At 48.0% G+C, this 20,472-nt stretch carries 14 protein-coding genes and 4 tRNA genes; 13 read left to right on the top strand and 5 right to left on the bottom strand.

Annotation, left to right across the window (positions count from 1 at the left end):
* Nucleotides 1–48 precede the first annotated feature (48 nt).
* The 13 genes from ACYVFD_RS08750 to rpoC all read left to right on the top strand — a co-directional run bounded on the left by ACYVFD_RS08750 (nt 49) and on the right by rpoC (nt 13,952).
* A tRNA-Tyr gene (locus ACYVFD_RS08750) sits at nt 49–131 on the top strand.
* A gap of 84 nt (nt 132–215) precedes the next feature.
* Nucleotides 216–291: transfer RNA gene (locus ACYVFD_RS08745), tRNA-Gly, on the top strand.
* A gap of 81 nt (nt 292–372) precedes the next feature.
* A tRNA-Thr gene (locus ACYVFD_RS08740) sits at nt 373–444 on the top strand.
* 158 nt (nt 445–602) lie between these two features.
* Nucleotides 603–1,790 carry an elongation factor Tu gene (tuf, locus tag ACYVFD_RS08735; protein WP_020598178.1) on the top strand — a complete coding sequence of 396 codons (1,188 nt, stop codon included), beginning with the start codon at nt 603–605 and terminating at the stop codon, nt 1,788–1,790.
* Nucleotides 1,791–1,980: 190 nt separating this feature from the next.
* Nucleotides 1,981–2,054, top strand: a tRNA-Trp gene (locus ACYVFD_RS08730).
* Nucleotides 2,055–2,067: 13 nt separating this feature from the next.
* Nucleotides 2,068–2,259, top strand: coding sequence for a preprotein translocase subunit SecE (secE, locus tag ACYVFD_RS08725; RefSeq protein WP_020598179.1), 192 nt, complete (start codon nt 2,068–2,070; stop codon nt 2,257–2,259).
* An 89-nt stretch (nt 2,260–2,348) separates the two neighbouring features.
* Nucleotides 2,349–2,909 carry a transcription termination/antitermination protein NusG gene (gene nusG / locus ACYVFD_RS08720; RefSeq protein ID WP_020598180.1) on the top strand — a complete coding sequence of 187 codons (561 nt, stop codon included), beginning with the start codon at nt 2,349–2,351 and terminating at the stop codon, nt 2,907–2,909.
* Nucleotides 2,910–3,076: 167 nt separating this feature from the next.
* The gene (gene rplK / locus ACYVFD_RS08715; RefSeq protein ID WP_020598181.1) at nt 3,077–3,520 is read left to right on the top strand and encodes a 50S ribosomal protein L11; all 444 of its coding nucleotides are present in this window, start codon (nt 3,077–3,079) and stop codon (nt 3,518–3,520) included.
* A 26-nt stretch (nt 3,521–3,546) separates the two neighbouring features.
* The gene (gene rplA, locus ACYVFD_RS08710; RefSeq protein WP_461089516.1) at nt 3,547–4,245 is read left to right on the top strand and encodes a 50S ribosomal protein L1; all 699 of its coding nucleotides are present in this window, start codon (nt 3,547–3,549) and stop codon (nt 4,243–4,245) included.
* Nucleotides 4,246–4,248: 3 nt separating this feature from the next.
* Complete coding sequence (rplJ, locus tag ACYVFD_RS08705; protein ID WP_461089515.1) at nt 4,249–4,782, top strand: 50S ribosomal protein L10; 534 nt, start codon at nt 4,249–4,251, stop codon at nt 4,780–4,782.
* 116 nt (nt 4,783–4,898) lie between these two features.
* On the top strand, nt 4,899–5,285 hold the full coding sequence (rplL, locus tag ACYVFD_RS08700; protein WP_020598184.1) for a 50S ribosomal protein L7/L12: 387 nt from the start codon (nt 4,899–4,901) through the stop codon (nt 5,283–5,285).
* Nucleotides 5,286–5,612: 327 nt separating this feature from the next.
* The gene (rpoB, locus tag ACYVFD_RS08695) at nt 5,613–9,482 is read left to right on the top strand and encodes a DNA-directed RNA polymerase subunit beta (RefSeq protein ID WP_461089514.1); all 3,870 of its coding nucleotides are present in this window, start codon (nt 5,613–5,615) and stop codon (nt 9,480–9,482) included.
* A gap of 120 nt (nt 9,483–9,602) precedes the next feature.
* Nucleotides 9,603–13,952 carry a DNA-directed RNA polymerase subunit beta' gene (rpoC, locus tag ACYVFD_RS08690; protein WP_461089513.1) on the top strand — a complete coding sequence of 1,450 codons (4,350 nt, stop codon included), beginning with the start codon at nt 9,603–9,605 and terminating at the stop codon, nt 13,950–13,952.
* A 282-nt stretch (nt 13,953–14,234) separates the two neighbouring features.
* On the opposite strand, the gene ACYVFD_RS08685 is transcribed toward rpoC, so the two are convergent.
* From ACYVFD_RS08685 to ACYVFD_RS08665, 5 genes are all read right to left on the bottom strand, one after another.
* Nucleotides 14,235–14,537, bottom strand: coding sequence for a helix-turn-helix domain-containing protein (locus ACYVFD_RS08685; RefSeq protein WP_461089512.1), 303 nt, complete (start codon nt 14,535–14,537; stop codon nt 14,235–14,237).
* Nucleotides 14,515–14,865, bottom strand: coding sequence for a type II toxin-antitoxin system RelE/ParE family toxin (locus tag ACYVFD_RS08680; RefSeq protein ID WP_461089511.1), 351 nt, complete (start codon nt 14,863–14,865; stop codon nt 14,515–14,517). The genes ACYVFD_RS08685 and ACYVFD_RS08680 overlap by 23 nt, the downstream gene beginning before the upstream one ends.
* 230 nt (nt 14,866–15,095) lie before the next feature.
* On the bottom strand, nt 15,096–16,109 hold the full coding sequence (locus tag ACYVFD_RS08675) for a zinc-binding alcohol dehydrogenase family protein (protein WP_461089510.1): 1,014 nt from the start codon (nt 16,107–16,109) through the stop codon (nt 15,096–15,098).
* Nucleotides 16,110–16,372: 263 nt separating this feature from the next.
* A complete protein-coding gene (locus ACYVFD_RS08670) occupies nt 16,373–17,380 on the bottom strand; it encodes a class I SAM-dependent methyltransferase (protein WP_461089509.1) in 1,008 nt (335 codons plus the stop codon).
* A 137-nt stretch (nt 17,381–17,517) separates the two neighbouring features.
* Nucleotides 17,518–20,379, bottom strand: a complete 2,862-nt coding sequence (locus ACYVFD_RS08665) for a carboxypeptidase-like regulatory domain-containing protein (protein ID WP_461089508.1) — start codon at nt 20,377–20,379, stop codon at nt 17,518–17,520.
* Between the last annotated feature and the right edge of the window lie 93 nt (nt 20,380–20,472).

The following is a 20,472-nucleotide window of genomic DNA, read 5'->3' as shown; positions in this document are numbered from 1 at the left end:
ACTCCAAACCGGAAACGGGGCGGAAAATGTTCTTTAACAGAGATTTTTGGGGAGTTTCCAGAGTGGCCAAATGGATCAGACTGTAAATCTGCTGGCGTACGCCTTCGGAGGTTCGAATCCTCCACTCCCCACTCATTAGTTTACAGTTCGCTGTTTACTGCCTTCTGTTATTTACGTTGAGGATAACTGAAAACAGACGACTGAAAACTGAGATTGCGGAAGTAGCTCAATTGGTAGAGCGATAGCCTTCCAAGCTATAGGTTGCGGGTTCGAGACCCGTCTTCCGCTCCAGTAGTGAATAATGTATAATGAACAATGTGTAATTTCCGCAATTAATTATCCATTTTACATTAACCATTATTCTTTAAGTAGGCCGTTATAGCTCAGCGGTAGAGCACTTCCTTGGTAAGGAAGAGGTCCGGGGTTCAAGTCCCCGTAACGGCTCAAGGCTTCTCTCGAGAAGTCTTTTTGATGGGACCGCCCAAGCGGTTTTAAGCCCAAATGGCGTCAGACCTCAAACGGTATGATTTCGCTGGGTTTAATTTTGTTCAGCGAATTCATTCAATAACAAACAACAGTTCACAATAGCGTTTTAAAAAGACATGGCAAAAGAGAATTTTGACCGCTCGAAACCGCACGTAAACATCGGTACGATTGGTCACGTTGACCACGGTAAAACGACGCTGACGGCTGCCATTACGAAAGTGCTGGCCGAAAAGGGTCTGGCCGCAATTCGGGACTTCTCCTCGATTGACAACGCCCCAGAAGAAAAAGAGCGGGGTATCACCATTAATACATCGCACGTTGAGTACGCAACGGCAAATCGCCACTATGCGCACGTTGACTGCCCAGGCCACGCTGACTATGTGAAAAACATGGTAACGGGTGCTGCCCAAATGGATGGCGCTATCCTGGTGGTAGCTGCTACCGATGGTCCAATGCCACAAACTCGGGAGCACATCCTGCTTGCTCGTCAGGTAGGTGTACCTCAGTTGGTTGTGTTCATGAACAAAGTGGACATGGTTGACGACCCAGAACTGCTTGAACTCGTTGAGATGGAAATCCGCGAGCTGTTAAGCTTCTACCAATTCGACGGTGATAATATCCCAGTTATTCAAGGTTCGGCTCTTGGTGGTCTGAACGGCGATGCCAAATGGGTAAAAACCATCGAAGAACTGATGGATAACGTTGACAGCTGGATCCCACTTCCTCCTCGTCAGACGGATCTGCCGTTCCTGATGCCGGTCGAAGACGTATTCTCGATCACTGGTCGTGGTACAGTAGCAACGGGTCGTATCGAGCGGGGTGTTATCAACTCGGGTGATCCAGTTGAAATCCTCGGTATGGGTGCTGAAAACCTGAAATCAGTTGTAACGGGTGTTGAAATGTTCCGGAAAATTCTGGACCGTGGTGAAGCCGGTGACAACGTAGGTCTGCTGCTCCGTGGTATTGAAAAAACCGATATCCGTCGTGGTATGGTTATTTGCAAGCCAGGTTCGGTTAAGCCTCACTCGAAATTCAAAGCTGAAGTTTACGTACTGTCGAAAGAAGAAGGTGGTCGTCACACTCCATTCTTCAACAAGTATCGTCCTCAGTTCTATTTCCGTACCACCGACGTAACGGGCGAAATTACGCTGCCTGCTAACGTTGAGATGGTAATGCCAGGCGATAACATCACGATCGATGTAACGCTGATCAACAAAATCGCTATGGAAAAAGGTCTCCGTTTCGCTATCCGCGAAGGTGGTCGTACCGTAGGAGCTGGTCAGGTAACGGAAATCCTCGACTAGGATTCGAATAAGTTAAAACAAGTGCATTTCTTCACAGGAATGCACTTGTTTTTTAAGATTATTTCGTAGTTTTGCAGTCCGATTCGGCACGAGCGGATTTTCTTGTCAAGAATCGTCAAGCTTAGTCAAGTATTGTTTACTAAAAAAACAACTTCTGACAAATCCTGACCACTTCTGACCAACAACGAATACGGGTGTAGTTCAAGGGTAGAATAGCGGTCTCCAAAACCGTTGATGGGAGTTCGAATCTCTCCACCCGTGCCAATCCTTACATAAGATGGACAAGTTTATTTCGTTTCTGAAAGCCTCCTGGGAGGAAGTTCAGCATAACGTGACTTGGCCTAAATTCAGCGATCTACAGGGCAGTTCAACACTGGTACTGGTAGCCTCGCTGATTTTTGCGCTACTAGTCGGGTTAATTGATTTAGTGTTTGAGAACGGACTGAACGCATTTTATCAGTCATTCTAATATATGATTTTGGATTGCGGATTTCAGGTCTAGTGGACAACTGAACACTAAGCCGAAATCATAAATCCGAAATCCGAAATTTTATAAAGATGAGCGGCATACAATGGTACGTCATTCGGGCGGTGTCGGGTCAGGAGAAAAAGATTAAATCTTATCTCGACAACGAAATTATCCGGCAAAAACTCGATGAAGTGATTCCGCAGGTTCTTATTCCAGCGGAAAAGGTGTACGAAATGCGTAACGGTAAGAAACGCGTTCGGGAAAAGTCCTTCTTTCCTGGCTACATCCTCATTTCAGCGGATTTAAGCAATAACCGGGCGCTCGATATGATTTTGAATATGCCGGGCGTATTAGGCTTTCTGGGGAATTCCCAAGCGGGCACCACCTCTAAAGTTCCTGTTCCCCTTCGTCAGGCTGAGGTTAACCGAATTTTGGGTAAGGTCGATGAAGAAACGCAGGAAGTTGTTGCGCCAACCGCTACCTATCTGAAAGGCGAAAATGTAAAAGTAGTTGATGGACCTTTTGGTGGTTTCATCGGCACCGTAGAAGAAGTATTTGACGACCGGAAGAAACTGAACGTCGTCGTAAAAATATTTGGCCGGAATACTCCGGTAGAACTCAGTTACGCACAAGTAGAAAAGGAAAGCTGATTGATCTAATCAGTTTCCCTTGGTTTGGCATCCTATGCTTCCCTCAGAGGATGACCAGCCAAAACAGTTGATTTGTTACGAAAGGTGTGCGGATTGGTTATGTGGCTAACCAGTTAGAACCTAAGTAGTGACGGGGCCGCTCAGGCGGTCGTAACTCAATTACCACAATGGCAAAAGAAGTAGGTGGCTACGTTAAGCTGCAAGTCAAAGGCGGGCAGGCTAACCCCTCACCTCCGATCGGTCCAGCGCTTGGTTCCAAGGGTTTAAATATCATGGAATTCTGCAAGCAGTTCAATGGACGGACGCAGGATAAAATGGGGATGGTATTGCCAGTTTTGATTACGTATTATAAGGATAAGTCCTTTGATTTCGTCATCAAAACGCCACCCGCACCGATTCTGCTGATGGAAGCAGCGAAGCTGAAAGGCGGATCTGCTCAGCCAAACCGCAAAAAAGTCGGCTCGGTAACGTGGGATCAGGTTCGGACCATCGCAGAAACAAAGATGCCCGATCTGAACTCCTTCACCGTTGAGTCGGCAATGAAGCAGGTGGCTGGTACAGCTCGCAGTATGGGTATTACGGTGACGGGTACATCGCCGTTTGAGAATTAATCAGACTTGCCGAAGCAAAAAAAGACATGGCTAAGTTAACGAAAAAACAAAAAGAGGCTCAATCGAAATACGATGCTTCGAAGGAATACTCGCTCCAGCAGGCAGCCGAGATTCTGAAGGACATTTCGTATACGAAATTTGATGCTTCTGTGGATATTGACGTTCGGTTAGGCGTTGATCCGCGTAAAGCTGACCAGATGGTTCGTGGCGTTGCAACGCTGCCCCACGGTACGGGTAAAACGGTTCGCGTTCTGGTGCTCTGCACCCCGGACAAGGAAGCCGAAGCGAAAGAAGCAGGTGCTGACTTTGTAGGCCTGGATGATTACATCCAGAAGATCGAGCAAGGCTGGACGGACGTTGACGTGATTATCACGATGCCGAACGTTATGGCCAAAGTAGGTCGTCTGGGTAAAGTTCTTGGTCCACGCGGTTTGATGCCAAACCCAAAATCGGGTACGGTAACGCCAGAAGTTGGCAAAGCGGTTCGCGAAGTGAAAGCCGGTAAAATCGACTTTAAAGTTGATAAGCAAGGGGCTATTCATACCAGCATTGGTAAAGTATCGTTTACGCCAGAAAAACTGGCCGAAAACGCGCAGGAAATCATTAGCACGTTGTTGAAACTGAAGCCTTCGTCGGCTAAAGGAACCTACGTGAAAACGATCAATCTGTCGAGCACGATGAGTCCGGGAGTAACGATTGATAAAGGCACAGTAGCTGGAGTTTAAGCCATGAAACGCGAAGAAAAAGGAGCAATTATTGAGGAACTGGCTGAAAAGTTTCAGACCGTTCCCTTCTTCTACATCACGGAAGCGAATGGCATGACGGTTGCTGAAGTCAACACGTTACGTCGGATGTGTTTTGAGCGGGGGATTGAGTACAAAGTGGTGAAGAACAGCTTCATCAAAAAAGCGCTCGAACCCCTTGAAACGGATTATACGCCGTTCAACGAAACGGTGCTGCATGGTCAGTCGGCGGTGATGTTTCACCCAGACAATGGCAAAGCACCCGCACAGCTTATCAAAGAGTTCCGTAAAACGAGCAAAAAGCTGGAATTGAAGGCTGCTTCAATTGATTATAGTCTATTTATTGGTGCTGATCAACTTGACACGCTCATCGCACTGAAGAGCAAGCAAGAGCTTATCGGCGAAATCATCGGTCTGTTACAATCCCCTGCCAAAAACGTCATTTCGGCGCTTCAAGGTGGCGGCAACAAATTGGCCGGTATCCTCAAAACGCTGTCGGAGCGCGAGGAAGCAGCTTAGCTGTAACGCGGCCGAGCTGGCATACCAGCATCGTGTCCGCATCCGATAAATTATTGCGGACAAGATGTCCGCGTTACTAACAAATTGTATCACAATCAAATTAAGAAAATACTACAATGGCAGATTTGAAAGCGTTCGCTGAGCAGCTTGTAGGCCTAACGGTTAAAGAAGTTAACGAACTGGCTGCTATCCTGAAGGATGAATACGGAATTGAGCCGGCTGCTGCCGCTCCCGTAATGGTAGCTGGTGGTGCCGCAGGTGGTGGCGATGCTGCTCCGGCAGTGGCTGAGAAAACGTCGTTCGACGTAATTCTGAAGTCGGCTGGTGCTGCTAAACTAGCTGTCGTGAAACTGGTTAAAGACCTGACCGGTCTGGGCCTGAAAGAAGCTAAAGAACTGGTAGACGGTGCTCCGAAACCAGTGAAAGAAGGTGTTGCTAAAGACGAAGCTGAAGCACTCCGGAAGCAATTGGAAGAAGCAGGTGCTGAAGTAGAAGTTAAGTAAGCTACACGCTCTTTCGCATATCACTCCAGATAGGGGAGGCCAGACCAACGTCTGGTCTTTTCCTGTTTGGAGCTATTTTTGTCTAAAAGCACTTGCAAAAGACAAACTAATTTTTATTGCCTTATGTTATCTATTGACTCCCCAAGGGTTGGGTGACAGCCTGGGGAGTACTGATTGACGACTTACTGATTACGATTTACGAGTTTTTTACTAAAAAGCCTAATTAATAAATTGTAATCCATACGTCGTGAATCAGATTTTGTGCCATGGCAGCTCTACGCCATGCACCTATTTTAGAATCGGTTACGCACTAAACGAAGCACAATCTTGGCGACAAACGCGAAAATCAGTACCCGCAAAAATTTTGCGACGATTCAGCCAGTGATTGGGTACCCAGATTTTCTGGATATCCAGGTAAAATCCTTCAAAGATTTTTTCCAGCTTGATACACCTTCGAACCAACGCTCAGAAGAGGGTTTGTTTAAGGTATTTCAGGAAAACTTCCCTATTACCGACTCCCGCGAAAACTTTAAGCTGGAGTTTATTGATTACTCGGTCGATCCACCAAAATATTCTGTTGATGAATCGATTGACCGGGGATTGACGTATTCCGTGCCTCTGAAAGCCAAACTGCGTTTGTCGAACAGCGATCCTGACAACGAGGATTTCGAAACGATTGAGCAGGAGGTGTTCTTAGGCAACATCCCCTACATGACCGAGAAAGGCTCGTTTGTCATTAACGGGGCAGAGCGGGTCATTGTTTCGCAGTTGCACCGGTCACCGGGTGTGTTCTTCTCGATGAGTAAGCATACCAACGGCACAAAACTGTATTCGGCCCGGATCATTCCGTTCAAAGGTTCCTGGATCGAGTTCTCGACCGACGTGAACAACGTCATGTACGCGTACATCGACCGGAAAAAGAAATTCCCGGTTACGACGCTGCTACGGGCCATTGGTTTTGGTTCTGATAAAGACATCCTTGATCTGTTCGGCCTGTCGGAAGAAATTGCGGCAACACCAGCAAACCTGAAGAAGGCCATTGGTCGTCGGTTAGCGGCTCGGGTTTTACGGACCTGGACGGAAGACTTCGTGGATGAAGATACCGGTGAAGTAGTGTCGATTAGCCGGAACGAGGTGCTTATGGAGCGCGATTCGGTTGTGTCGGTCGATGATATTGACCTAATTATGGATTCGGGTCAGAGTTCGGTTATCCTGCATAAGGAAGACATGAACATGGCCGATTACAACATTATTTATAATACGCTGCAGAAAGATAGCTCAAACTCTGAAAAAGAAGCGGTTGAGCAAATCTATCGGCAGTTGCGTAACGCCGATGCACCGGATGAACAAACAGCTCGCGAAATTATCCAGAGCCTGTTCTTCTCGGATAAGCGCTACGATTTAGGTGACGTTGGCCGGTACCGGATCAACAAAAAACTGCAGCTCGACATTTCGTCAGAAATGCGGGTGCTGACCACCGAAGACATCGTTTCGATTGTGAAGTACCTGATCGGACTGATCAACTCGAAAGCCGTTGTCGATGATATTGACCACCTCAGCAACCGACGCGTTCGGACGGTAGGTGAGCAATTGTACGCTCAGTTCGGTGTTGGTCTGGCTCGTATGGCCCGGACCATCAAAGAACGGATGAACGTTCGGGACAACGAGGATTTCAAACCGGTTGACCTGATCAACGCTCGTACGCTCTCGTCGGTGATCAACTCGTTCTTCGGAACGAACCAGCTGTCGCAGTTCATGGACCAAACCAACCCATTGGCCGAGGTGACGCACAAGCGTCGGATGTCGGCACTGGGACCCGGTGGTCTGTCACGCGAACGGGCCGGTTTCGAGGTTCGTGACGTACACTACACGCACTATGGTCGTTTGTGTACCATCGAAACCCCGGAAGGTCCAAACATCGGTCTGATTTCGTCGCTGTGCGTTTACGCAAAAATCAACAGCATGGGCTTCATCGAAACGCCCTACCGGATTATCGAAAACGGTAAGGTAGCGATGGATAAACCCGTGATGTATCTGACGGCTGAAGAAGAAGATACCCATTACATTGCGCAGGCAAATGCCGGTATTGATGCCAAAGGAAACTTCCAGGTTGACCGCCTGAAAGCACGTTTCGAAGGTGACTTCCCAATGGCTGAACCAGCGAACGTAACCTTTATGGATATTGCTCCGAACCAGATTGTATCGGTGGCGGCTTCCATGATTCCGTTCCTGGAGCACGACGATGCTAACCGAGCCCTGATGGGTTCGAACATGCAACGTCAGGCGGTACCACTGCTTCGTCCCGAAGCGCCGATCGTGGGTACCGGTCTGGAAGGACGTGTAGCCGTTGATTCGCGGACGCTGGTTATTGCCGAAGCCGATGGTGTGATTGAGTTTGTTGACTCGACCAAAATTGTTGTTCGCTATGATCTGGCTGATGATGAATTAGCCGTTTCGTTCGACGATGATCGGAAAACATACAACCTCATTAAGTTCCGCCGGACCAACCAGGATACCTGCATCAACCTCAAACCAACTGTACTGAAAGGGCAGAAGGTGAAGAAAGGGGATGTGCTTTGCGAAGGCTATGCCACGCAGGCTGGTGAACTGGCGCTCGGACGTAATATGAAAGTGGCTTTCATGCCATGGCAGGGATACAACTTCGAGGATGCTATCGTGATTTCGGAGCGTGTGGTTCGTGAAGACATCTTCACCTCCATCCACATTGAAGAATTTGAACTGGAAGTTCGGGATACCAAGCGCGGGGAAGAAGAGTTGACCTCTGAAATCCCGAATGTATCGGAAGAAACGGTTCGGAATCTTGACGAAAACGGTATCGTTCGCGTAGGTACGGAAGTGAAGGAAGGCGATATCCTGATTGGTAAGATTACCCCGAAAGGAGAAAGCGATCCAACACCTGAAGAAAAACTGCTCCGTGCGATCTTCGGTGATAAAGCCGGTGACGTGAAAGATGCGTCGAAGAAAGCGCCACCGTCTCTGAAAGGGGTCGTTATCGATACCAAACTGTTTGCCCGTCCAGCGAAAGAAGAACGCGGTAAGCATAAGGACGAAGTGAAGGCTCTGATGAAAAAATACAGCCGTGAGTTGACCGACTTCCGTGCTCGTATGATCGAGAAAACAGTAACCTTACTAGAGGGCAAAACCAGTTCCGGCGTCAAGCACAAATTCGGCGACGAAATTGTAAGCAAAGGCGTGAAGTTTAGCCGGAAAAATATTGTCGATAATCTGTTCCCTGACAAGAACGCGTATCGGGATGAAAGCGGTTATGCCGTACCGGAAGAAGCCAACCTACTATCTGACCTAAATCTGAACGACTGGACAGACGACGAGAAGACCAACGAGCTGATTACGGCACTGGTGAAAAACTACAACACCCGTCGTAGTGAAATCACAGGCCGGTTCAAGCGCGAACGGTTTACGCTTGAAGTAGGTGACGAACTGCCAGCCGGCATCGTGAAACTGGCCAAAGTGTATATCGCCAAGAAGCGGAAGCTGAAAGTAGGTGATAAAATGGCTGGTCGTCACGGTAACAAAGGGGTTGTGGCTCGGATTGTTCGCGATGAAGATATGCCGTTCCTCGAAGATGGAACGAAGGTCGACATCGTACTGAACCCGCTGGGCGTACCATCCCGGATGAACCTCGGTCAGATTTACGAAACCGTACTAGCCTGGGCAGGTCAGAAACTGGATCGGAAATATGCAACGCCAATTTTCGACGGAGCCACTGAGCAACAGGTAGCTGACGAATTGAATGCAGCAGGTCTGCCATCATTTGGTCGTACCTATCTATACAACGGCCTGACGGGTGAGCGTTTCGACCAACCGGTTACTGTGGGTATCATCTACATGCTGAAACTGGGTCACCTGGTTGACGATAAGATGCACGCCCGTTCGATTGGACCCTACTCGCTCATTACGCAGCAACCGCTGGGCGGTAAAGCGCAATTCGGTGGTCAGCGATTCGGCGAAATGGAAGTATGGGCGCTGGAAGCCTTCGGTGCTTCGAACATCCTGCAGGAAATCCTGACCGTTAAATCGGATGACGTCGTTGGCCGGGCGAAGGCGTATGAAGCTATCGTGAAAGGTGAAAACCTACCGAAGCCAAATATTCCGGAGTCGTTCAACGTACTGGTGCACGAGTTACGTGGTCTGGCCCTTGAAATTACATTAGAGTAATAGGAGTGAGAAGCGAGGAGTTAGGAGTGAGAAGCCTCCGGTAGCATTTTTTGCGCCAGCCATTCTCACTCCTCGCTCCTAACTTCTAACTCCTCTTTTAAAACCTATAATCTCCAACCAATGTCGTTCAAAAAGAACAAAAAACTCAATAGCGACTTCCAGAGCGTGACCATCAGCCTGGCATCGCCGGAGTCTATTTTGGAGAGTTCCTACGGCGAAGTGACACAGCCGGAGACTATCAACTACCGGACCTACAAACCCGAAATGGGTGGCTTGTTCTGCGAGCGCATCTTCGGGCCTGTGAAGGACTGGGAGTGTCACTGTGGAAAGTACAAGCGGATTCGCTATAAAGGCATTATCTGCGATCGTTGCGGAGTGGAAGTAACCGAGAAAAAGGTTCGCCGGGAACGCATGGGGCACATCGAACTGGTGGTACCCGTTGCGCACATCTGGTATTTCCGCAGCTTACCCAACAAAATTGGCTATCTGTTAGGTCTTTCGACCAAAAAGCTTGATCAGGTGATCTACTACGAACGGTACGTAGTGGTTCAGCCCGGTGTGAAAGCCGAAGATGGCATCAACCAGCTCGACTTCCTCACCGAAGACGAGTACTTAGACATCATTGACAAACTGCCCAGCAGCAACCAGCACCTCGACGATAAAGACCCGAATAAATTCATCGCCAAGATGGGGGCCGAAGCGTTAGAAATGCTGTTGTCGCGTCTGGATTTGGACGAACTCTCGTACTCGCTGCGTCACTCGGCAGCTACGGATACATCGCAGCAACGGAAAGCGGAAGCACTGAAACGACTGAAAGTAGTTGAAGCATTCCGGGAAGCCAACGGCCATATCGAAAACCGCCCTGAGTGGATGGTGATCAAAATGGTACCGGTTATTCCACCCGAACTGCGTCCGCTTGTCCCTCTCGACGGTGGCCGGTTCGCTACCTCCGATTTGAATGACCTGTATCGTCGGGTAATCATTCGGAACAACCGTTTGAAGCGGCTTATCGAAATCAAAGCGCCTGAAGTGATTCTGCGTAACGAAAAGCGGATGCTTCAGGAAGCGGTCGATTCGCTGTTCGACAACTCGCGTAAAGTGAACGCCGTTCGTTCGGAAGGTAACCGGGCACTGAAGTCGCTGTCCGATATGCTGAAAGGTAAACAAGGGCGTTTCCGCCAAAACCTGCTCGGTAAGCGTGTTGACTACTCGGGTCGTTCGGTTATTGTGGTTGGTCCTGAACTGAAACTGCACGAGTGTGGTCTGCCGAAAGACATGGCGGCTGAATTGTTCAAGCCGTTTGTTATCCGCAAACTCATCGAGCGGGGTATTGTAAAAACGGTGAAGTCGGCAAAGAAAATCGTTGACCGGAAAGACCCTGTGATCTGGGATATTCTGGAAAACGTATTGAAAGGTCACCCTGTTCTGCTGAACCGGGCTCCAACGCTGCACCGTTTAGGTATCCAGGCATTCCAGCCCAAGCTGATCGAAGGAAAAGCTATCCAGTTGCACCCACTCGTTTGTACGGCCTTCAACGCTGACTTCGACGGTGACCAGATGGCCGTTCACGTACCACTGGGCCAGGAAGCTATCCTCGAAGCCTCGTTGCTGATGCTGGCATCGCACAACATTTTGAACCCTGCCAACGGTGCGCCAATTACCGTACCATCGCAGGACATGGTGTTGGGTCTGTACTATGTAACCAAAGGTCGTAAGAGTACGCCAGAGTATCCGATTGCGGGCGAAGGTATGACCTTCTATGGTGCCGAAGAAGTAATCATTGGTATTAACGAGGGCAGGATTTCCAAACACGCCAACATTAAGTGCCGGGTTAAAGTCCGGGACGAAAATGGGGAGACCGTGTCTAAAATAATTGACACCGTCGCTGGCCGGTTGTTGTTCAACCAGGCTGTACCTGAGGAGGTTGGATATATCAACGAACTGCTCACGAAGAAGAAACTGCAACAAATCATTGCGTTGATCTTCAAAATTTCGGGTGGTGCACGGACAGCTCAATTCCTTGATGAGATCAAAGAACTTGGTTTCCAGATGGCTTTCAAAGGCGGTCTGTCAATTGGTCTGAGTGACGTGATGATTCCAGAAGCCAAACAAGGTCTGGTTGAAGAAGCCAAGGCCGAAGTACAGGGCGTTTGGGACAACTACCTGATGGGTCTGATCACGGAGAACGAGCGTTATAACCAGGTTATCGACATCTGGACGCGCGTAAACTCTCGTCTGACCGAAACGCTGATGAAGCAGCTCGAAGCCGATCAGGGTGGTTTCAACTCGATCTTCATGATGATGCACTCGGGAGCCCGTGGTTCGCGCGAGCAGATTCGTCAGTTGGGTGGTATGCGGGGTCTGATGGCCAAGCCACAGAAAAACCTGCAAGGCTCGGTTGGTGAGATCATCGAAAACCCGATTCTGTCGAACTTCAAAGAAGGTCTCGACGTGTTGGAATACTTCATCTCGACGCACGGTGCTCGGAAAGGTCTGGCCGATACGGCTCTGAAAACGGCCGATGCCGGTTACCTGACCCGCCGTCTCCACGACGTAGCGCAGGATGTGATTATCAGCGAAGACGACTGTGGAACGCTGCGCGGTCTGCAAGTTTCGGCGCTAAAAGACAACGAAGATATTGTTGAGCCACTGTCTGAACGTATCCTCGGCCGTACTACAGTTCACGACATTTACGATCCGCTGTCGAAAGATCTGATCATCGGTGCTGGTGAACTGATTACGGAAGAAGTTGCCGCTCAGATCGATGAAACCAGCATCGAAACGGTTGAAATCCGTTCGGTACTGACCTGCGAATCGCGTCAGGGTGTTTGTGCCAAGTGTTATGGCCGTAACCTGGCATCGGGCCGTATGGTCGACATCGGTGAAGCAGTGGGCGTTATCGCGTCGCAATCCATCGGTGAGCCAGGTACGCAGCTTACTCTTCGTACCTTCCACGTGGGTGGTACGGCGTCGAACATTGCGGTTGATGCGTCGATCAAAGCGAAATTCGATGGTCTGATTGAGTTTGAAGAAATGCGGACGGTTGAGTCAGAAGACGCCGAAGGTAACCCACAAACGATCGTAATGGGTCGTTCGGGTGAAGTTCGGATCGTGAATCCTGACGACCGGAACCAGGTTCTGATCAGCAACAACGTACCCTACGGTGCATTCCTGCGCGTGAAAGAAGGCGATATTGTGAAGAAGGGCGATGACATCTGTGCATGGGACCCTTACAACGCCGTTATCCTTTCTGAACTGACGGGTACGCTGACCTTCGATGCGATTGAAGATGGGATCACTTACCGTGAAGAGTTCGACGAACAGACGGGCTTCCAGGAGATGGTGATCATCGAAAGCCGCGACAAAGCGAAGAACCCAGCCATCGTTGTACAAGGAACAACCACGTTGACACTGCACTTGCCTGATAATGACGGGGGTCCATTGCAGAAGAGCTACAACCTGCCGGTTGGTTCGCGTCTGGTGGTAAAAGCCGGGCAGAAAATCAAAGCGGGTCAGCCGCTGGCGAAAATTCCACGTAACGTTGGTAAAACCCGCGACATCACGGGTGGTCTACCACGGGTAACGGAATTGTTCGAAGCCCGGAACCCATCGAACCCGGCTGTAGTGAGTGAAATCGACGGTGTGGTAACCTATGGTACCATCAAACGGGGTAACCGCGAAATCTTCATCGAGTCGAAAGATGGCACGAAGAAGAAGTACCTTGTACCGCTGTCGAAGTTCATTCTTGTACAGGACAACGACTTTGTACGGGCTGGTGCTCCGCTGTCGGATGGTGCCATTACGCCAAGCGATATTCTGGCGATCAAAGGCCCAACGGCGGTTCAGGAGTATCTGGTGAATGAAATTCAGGAAGTATACCGCCTGCAAGGGGTGAAAATCAACGATAAGCACATCGAAGCCATCGTGCGGCAGATGATGCAGAAAGTTGAGATTATCGACTCAGGTGACACCAACTTCCTCGAAGGTCAGGTAGTCGATAAGTGGTCGTTCCGTGAGGAAAACGATAAAGTTCTTGATGCCAAAGTGGTTATGGACGCTGGCGATTCGCCAAACTTCAAGCCGGGTATGATTGTAACGAGCCGCCAGCTTCGTGATGAAAACTCCACCCTGAAACGTCGTGATATGGCCCTTGTGACCGTTCGTGACGCAATGGCTGCTGTTTCGCAACCAACGTTGATGGGTATTACGCAATCGTCGCTGGGTACCGACAGCTTCATTTCGGCGGCTTCCTTCCAGGAGACCACGAAAGTACTGAGCGAAGCGTCGATCCGTGGTAAGCGGGATACGCTTGAAGGCTTGAAAGAGAACGTGATTGTGGGTCACCTGATTCCAGCGGGTACCGGTCTTCGTCGTTACCAGAACGCGATTGTCGGCTCGAAGGAAGAACTGGAGACCATCACCGAATCGCGCGATCAGTTTGCCCGCAGCAAAAAACGGGCGACGGTATAAGCGTCAATATAAAGTCATCGAATTAACAAAAAGCCCTGCCAGAAATGAGCAGGGCTTTTTGTTAATTCGATGATTGGTTTTACCTTTCTGTTGTTATGATTCACTCCTTTTTACAACCAAATACAGACGAGTTTAATGCCTTATGCCAACGGCATAATGTTATTCGATTATATTCTTTTGGCTCCGTGACTTCTGCGGATTGAAATTCTCTGCTATCTCAAGGACAATTTCTGTTAGTTTACGTTGAATCGTCTTCCACGTATTATCATTATCCATCACAACTTATAAACTTACTGATAAATTCAGATGTCCACCTAAGCCTACTTCAACAATTCGCTGTAGTGTAGAAAGCCGCACCTCTTTTACATTGTTTTCAATCTTTGAAATGTAGGCTTTATTTGTCCCACAACGCTCGGCCAGTTGTTCCTGCGTCAGCCCTTTTTTCAGGCGGGCTTCTTGTAGCAACGCTCCTAGTTTAAAAGCCTCAAAGCCTTCTTCCAGCTTATCCCGTTTGGAAGTACCGCGCTTACCATAGTGTTCCTCTTTAAACTCTTCAAGCGTTTTAATTTTGCTCTTTGTCTGCATAGTAGTCATGTTTAAGCCGTTGGGCTCGTTCAATTTCACTTTTAGGAGTTTTCTGAGTTTTCTTTTGAAAGCCGTTTAACAGTATGACTAACTTACCTTCATCAAAAAAACAAAGGATACGAAAAATGTCGGAACCTTGCTGAACCCGAATCTCGTACAGACCATCCGTATTCTCCAGTTGCTTTAGGTATGTTTCAGGGACAATATCTAACTGCTCGATGAGATCAAATGTCCAAATAATTTTATCCTTTACTTTCTGCCGCTGTTGGACGAAAAATGCATTAAAGTAGTTTTCGTAAATGATAATAGTACGTTTCTTTTCAGGCATCGGCGGGTGAATTAGTTGCCCTAAAGTACAACATTTATTTTATAAAACGGTTCAGGTTACTTTCTGAATCGTCCATGAGAATCGGCTATAAACTTGAGGCAGTTATTAAGTTAGATTTACCTCATGTCCAATTTTTATTCTGCAAATGTCAACATAAAGCCACAAGCAAAGCCCTGCCAGAAATGAGCAGGGCTTTTTGTTACTGGTACTCAACAGCGTTATTATTATTATCAAAACGATATAACCCACTTCCCTATCGTTTTACCTGATTCCAACTGCGCATGAGCCTGTTTGAAATTATCGGCTGTCAGACCGTATAGCGTATGGGTATGCGTAGTTTCCAGAACGCCCTCGTCCAGCAATTCCGCTACCCGGCCGAGAATGAAGTGTTGCTCAATCATATCATCAGTCTGATAAGTAGATCGGGTGTACATAAACTCCCAGGAGAAACTAACGCTTTTATTTTTCAGCTTGTTAAGGAGCACCGGAACACCACTACCCGTAATGGATGCAATGTGTCCCTGCGGTTTGATAAGCTCAACCATAGCATCCCAATAAAGATTGGTATCGACAAAATCAACGATATAGTCCACGTACTGAAAACCAGCCTTTCGGACTTCGTCGACGAGATTTCGGTGGTTGATAACCAGATCAGCACCCATTTTTTGGCACCAGTCAACCGTTTCAGGACGCGAAGCAGTGGCAATAACCTTAAGGTTCAGCAACTTTTTAGCAAGTTGAATGGCAATCGATCCGACTCCTCCTGCCCCACCAATGATCAATAAAGTCTTATTACGATCCCGTTCAACAGAAAGGCGCATACGGTCGAAAAGAATTTCCCAGGCTGTTAAAGCCGTTAGTGGAATGGCTGCAGCGGCTTCAGGCGATAGAGAATACGGTTTACGTCCGACAATGCGTTCATCGATCAATTGGTATTCGGCATTGCTACCGGGTTTGGTTATATCTCCAGCATAGTACACTTCATCCCCTACTCTGAACAGACTAACCTGATCGCCAACAGCTTCTACGACGCCTACAGCATCCCACCCAATAATTTTGGGCTGTTCAAGCACTATATCTTTTGCCGAATTCTGTCTGATTTTAAAATCTACCGGGTTTACAGATACAGCTTTGACTTTTATTACCAATTGACGGCCTTCTGGCGCTGGTTTTTCCGTTTCAAATTCAATAAAACTGTCTGCATCTGTGATTGGAAGCGACGTTTTAAACCCTACTGCTTTCATCTTCAATAACGTTTTGTTAACTAATTATTTACCCTGTACCAACCAAAGGTGGTAAAACTAGCTAATCAACCAGCGCTGCTGATACCTTAGCGCAAAGTTGAGTGGCATACCGAACAAGTAGCTTATACAAAAATCGGCAGTTATGATACGAATTTACAGCTAGTTTAAACGGCAACAATAGTCAGCATGAAAAAGGCAAAGCCCTGGTCAAACTGAGCAGGGCTTTGCCTTTGAATTCGTCATGGATGCTAAGTCTTAACCGTCTAATGAACCTGATTTAACTCGACTAAATAAGTTAGGCCAGTCTTATCCTTCTGGATGTGAAAGTTATTGGCAGGCCATCCAGCCCCTTTAATCAGTTCAATGATATCCTCCTGACTACGTTCAATCAATTGCCAGTTGGAGAGGTACTCCATAAATACGCGGTATGGGTTACCATCGGCAATGTTTGTAAAGAAAATCTTCCCATTTCCGGCGATATTGGCCCTTAAGGAACGGAGTATGCTACTAATCGTCTTATCGTTCAGGTAGTCGAATACACCGCCGATCAGGATTAGATCATACTGTTGCTGTAGCTGCCGGGCAATTCGATAAATATTCCCGTTTAAACACGTAAGTTGATCGCTGATTGCAGCCAATCGTCCGCTTGAACAAGCCAATGCGTCACGATCAATATCAACCAGGGTAATAGAAGCCGGTTTACGTTTCAACAAGTCGATATGCATAGCTAAATCTTCAGACGTTCCGCAACCGATTGACATAATTCGCGGATGCCTATTACTTCGAATGGTTTCACCAACTAGTTCGCTCTGCACCCTGATTTTATTAACATGCTGTTTGCAGATGTCAGAATGGATAAAAAAATCTTCAAGCAAATAGCCCAATGAGTGCTTAACCGCTTTATTTTTTCCATCGATGATATGCTTTATCGTTTCAAAATCGCCCTGGTAACCGCGAGGCCATACTTGTGCTCTGGCGATAAATGGTGACTCGCAAACAAGCGCCCGAAGTGAAGCCAGCCGTTGAATGATCTCAGCTCGTGAATAGACATGCTCAAGCGCCAGAATTTCGAGTTTCAACGCATTCAACAACTCCCACACCTCCTGGCTGTCGATCACACTGGCCTTGATAGCCATTGTCTCTAATCGCTTCGTGATCATATCCAACTTTGCCATCAAATTGGGTTTCGCAGGCATTTTAACGGGATATGATTGGGTGTGTAACCCTGTTGGTTTATGAATTGTGGACTTGGCTGGAGCAAGGGTTTCCATGTCGATGGTCTATTTCGGTTTATCTGATTTGATGAAACCAAAATAGACCATACAGAAAGGCCAGTGCCATTCACTTTGTAAATGGCAGATTTAGAAGAGTATTTGGTAAGGCAGAATTTAAATGGAACCGCAGGTGCTTATCGCATCAATTCATCAAACGTCAGGCTAACGTAATACATCCCACCGATTCTGGCCAGTCCGTAGCCCTGTGTGTAATAGGTATTCAGCAGATTGGTCCCTCCTACTTTAACGACCGTTTTATAGGCAGGTACTTTATACGAGATTTGCGCATCCAGGCTCGACCAGGCGGGCAACCATACGTCTCCGGCTGTAATGCCCTGCTCCCACCATACACGATCAGTCCATCGATACGTCAGTGTAGCGCCAAGCCGGTCGGTAATGTGGGGGTTGTTTAAACTGATATTGTAGCGATTTTCGGGGGTATTGAAATAATTTCGTCCTTTTTGAGCCACTTCCGGCTTGCTCATTTTACGCTTAATGATCGGAACACCCGCGTTATCATTCACTAAATTACCCTGAGCATCCCGCAGGGTAATCAGCCCAACCTGATGAACATAATTACCCGTCAGCATAAAATTTCGACCCAGATTATATTCCAGTCCCGCTCCCCAGCCATCCACAATGATGTCGCTCAGCGTATTCAAATTGATCTGTACCATCTGATAAGCACCTTTAGCCAGGTCAGCGATTTGGCCAGTATTGGGCTGGTAAAAATTTTGTGTGGTGATAAAATCGGTGTATTTGCTGTGGAAATAGAAGGCATCAATGGCTACTTTACTCTGTAACAATGTTTTATAGCCGATCTCCCACGTCCTTAACTTCTCCGTCTTAAACTCGCTAGTCGTAAAAGCACGACTTTGAAGTTGCCCTTCTGAAATACGTCCAGCCGCAAAATCGGCCACATCGCTCTCCAAATAAGCAGGCTTCGATACCAGCCCAGCCAATTCAACGGTTGAGGCTAATCCACCCACCTCGCCAGAACGTCCCGCTACCGGAACCGAAAACAACTGGCCCGGTGTCGGATTGTGAAAGGCCATCTGCCAGGAAGCACGGAAGTTGTGAGGGCCAAGACTTGCCACTGCCGATGCGCGGGGCGATAACCCGCCTGTCAGGTACTGGTTCTTATCATATCGAATTGCCAGCGTAGGTTTAACGACCAGTTTATCACCTATTTCCAGTTCTTTTGAACCCTGAATATAGGCCCCGTATTCGTTGATGGTGTATTCTGAGCCATCGGGCTTTAGAGCAGCCAGTGTGCCACCTGTATTGAGTGCATAATGCCGAACGCTAGCCCCAACGATAATATCAGCAACATCAACCAACTCCTTGAAGTTGTACATACCTTCATAATGCCACAACGATGAATTGTCACGGAAACGAGTTCCTCTGGCTCCCCGATAACCCGGTATCGTATCGGTATTATAGGCATTCGCAAAGGCATCGCGTGCGGCATCGAACCGATCGGTACCCGGCAGAAAACGCCCCCGGTCGGCAGTAAGGCGGGACTGGCCAATGGTCACTTTATTTTCTACGTACGCCTGTCCAAACTCAGCCGCCCACTGCGCCAGTGATTTCCAGTTATTGTTGATACCGAGCGCCGTTTGGCCAAGATTCCAGGCTTCGGCCATTTGCTGAGTCGTGTATGCTCGAAGAAAAAAGTTATCGCCCTTTAGTTCAGCTTTGATCTGATGGCGTTGGTAATCAGGAAAATACTCCCGAAAATTGGCCGTACGCATGAAATTTCCACTGCCGTAATTCCAGCTTACCGAAGCCTCTACATCCTCAGTCAGTTTGTAATGCAGCGCCAGGTTGGCCCGGTTATTAACCACTTTCCCATTCGTGCCCAACAAGTCCAACTCGGTATAGCCCGTGCGCGTTACTAACTTATTCTGTAACAATATATTGGCATAATTTGCTGGGAAAGTATAGGCACTTCCGTTGCCACTTACTTCATCGCCATACACATTTACGCCATCGTACTGAAAATTGTTATCTGGATTATTGTTCGGTATATAGCCTACGCCTACAGCAATTCCTCCCTTGTTACGGTCGATTGTAAAGAAACCGGAACGGGAACGGGTCAATCGATCGCTATAGTCATCGGCAAGAAAGTCGGTACCCATAAACCGCTGAATATTCACCTTAAAGGCAAAGCGATCGCCTATTTGTTTGGCATACCGAATCGCCAGATCACCAAATCCCTTTGGTCCAAAATCTGACTTCCCAACATTATTGACGCCCCCTTTCAACTGAACGCTCAATCCCTGATACGTAAACGGATTTTTGCTGTTGGTGCTCATTAGTCCCTGCACGGCATCCGGGCCGTAAAGCGCCGACGAAGCGCCGGGCACCAGCTCAATACTTTCCACATCCAGATCGGGAATACCCGCCACATTGCCAAACCCGAACCCTAAGCCCGGTGACCGATTGTCCATACCATCATTCAGTTGCAAGAGCCGGTAGTTATTATTCGCTCCGAAACCACGTAGATTGACGGACTTAAACGTCAGGCTCTGGGTTATCAGATCGACCCCTTTTACGTTTTGAAGGGCATCGAATGGACTGAAAGCCGGCGACTGGCTAAACACCTTATCTTCGAGCCGTTCTACAGTAATCGAAGCCTTTTGAATATCTTCCGGAACGCGGCTGGCGGCCCGTACCAGTTCGTCGGTAATTACCGTTTCTTCAGCGAGTTTCACCTCAATACGCCGAAAATTACTTCCGCGTACCTGTACATCTTTGCGTTGATACCCAATGGACGACACACTGATAATCAATGGCAATTCCTGACTTGTTTGTAGTGAAAACCGGCCATTGGCCTGCGAGGTAGTGCCGCTCGTTGTTCCCCGAATAATAATGGTTACCCCTGCCAGGGGCTTCTCTTTTTCATCGGTGACGATACCGGCAAGGTTTAGCTGTGCATAAGCCGTAGCTATGCCCTGTAGCGTGAATCCCAGTAAAAGAAAGAGGTGTTTCATAAGCTACAATTTTCAAAGAATGGTCAGTTAGTAACTTACTCTTGAACTACTTGTATGGTTTGATGTTTGGCAATAGCCACTTTTTCAAGATCC

The sequence above is a fragment of the Spirosoma gilvum genome, assembly GCF_054776815.1.
Note: the sequence above shows the minus strand (reverse complement) of the source record. Positions and strands in the feature narration are given on the sequence as shown.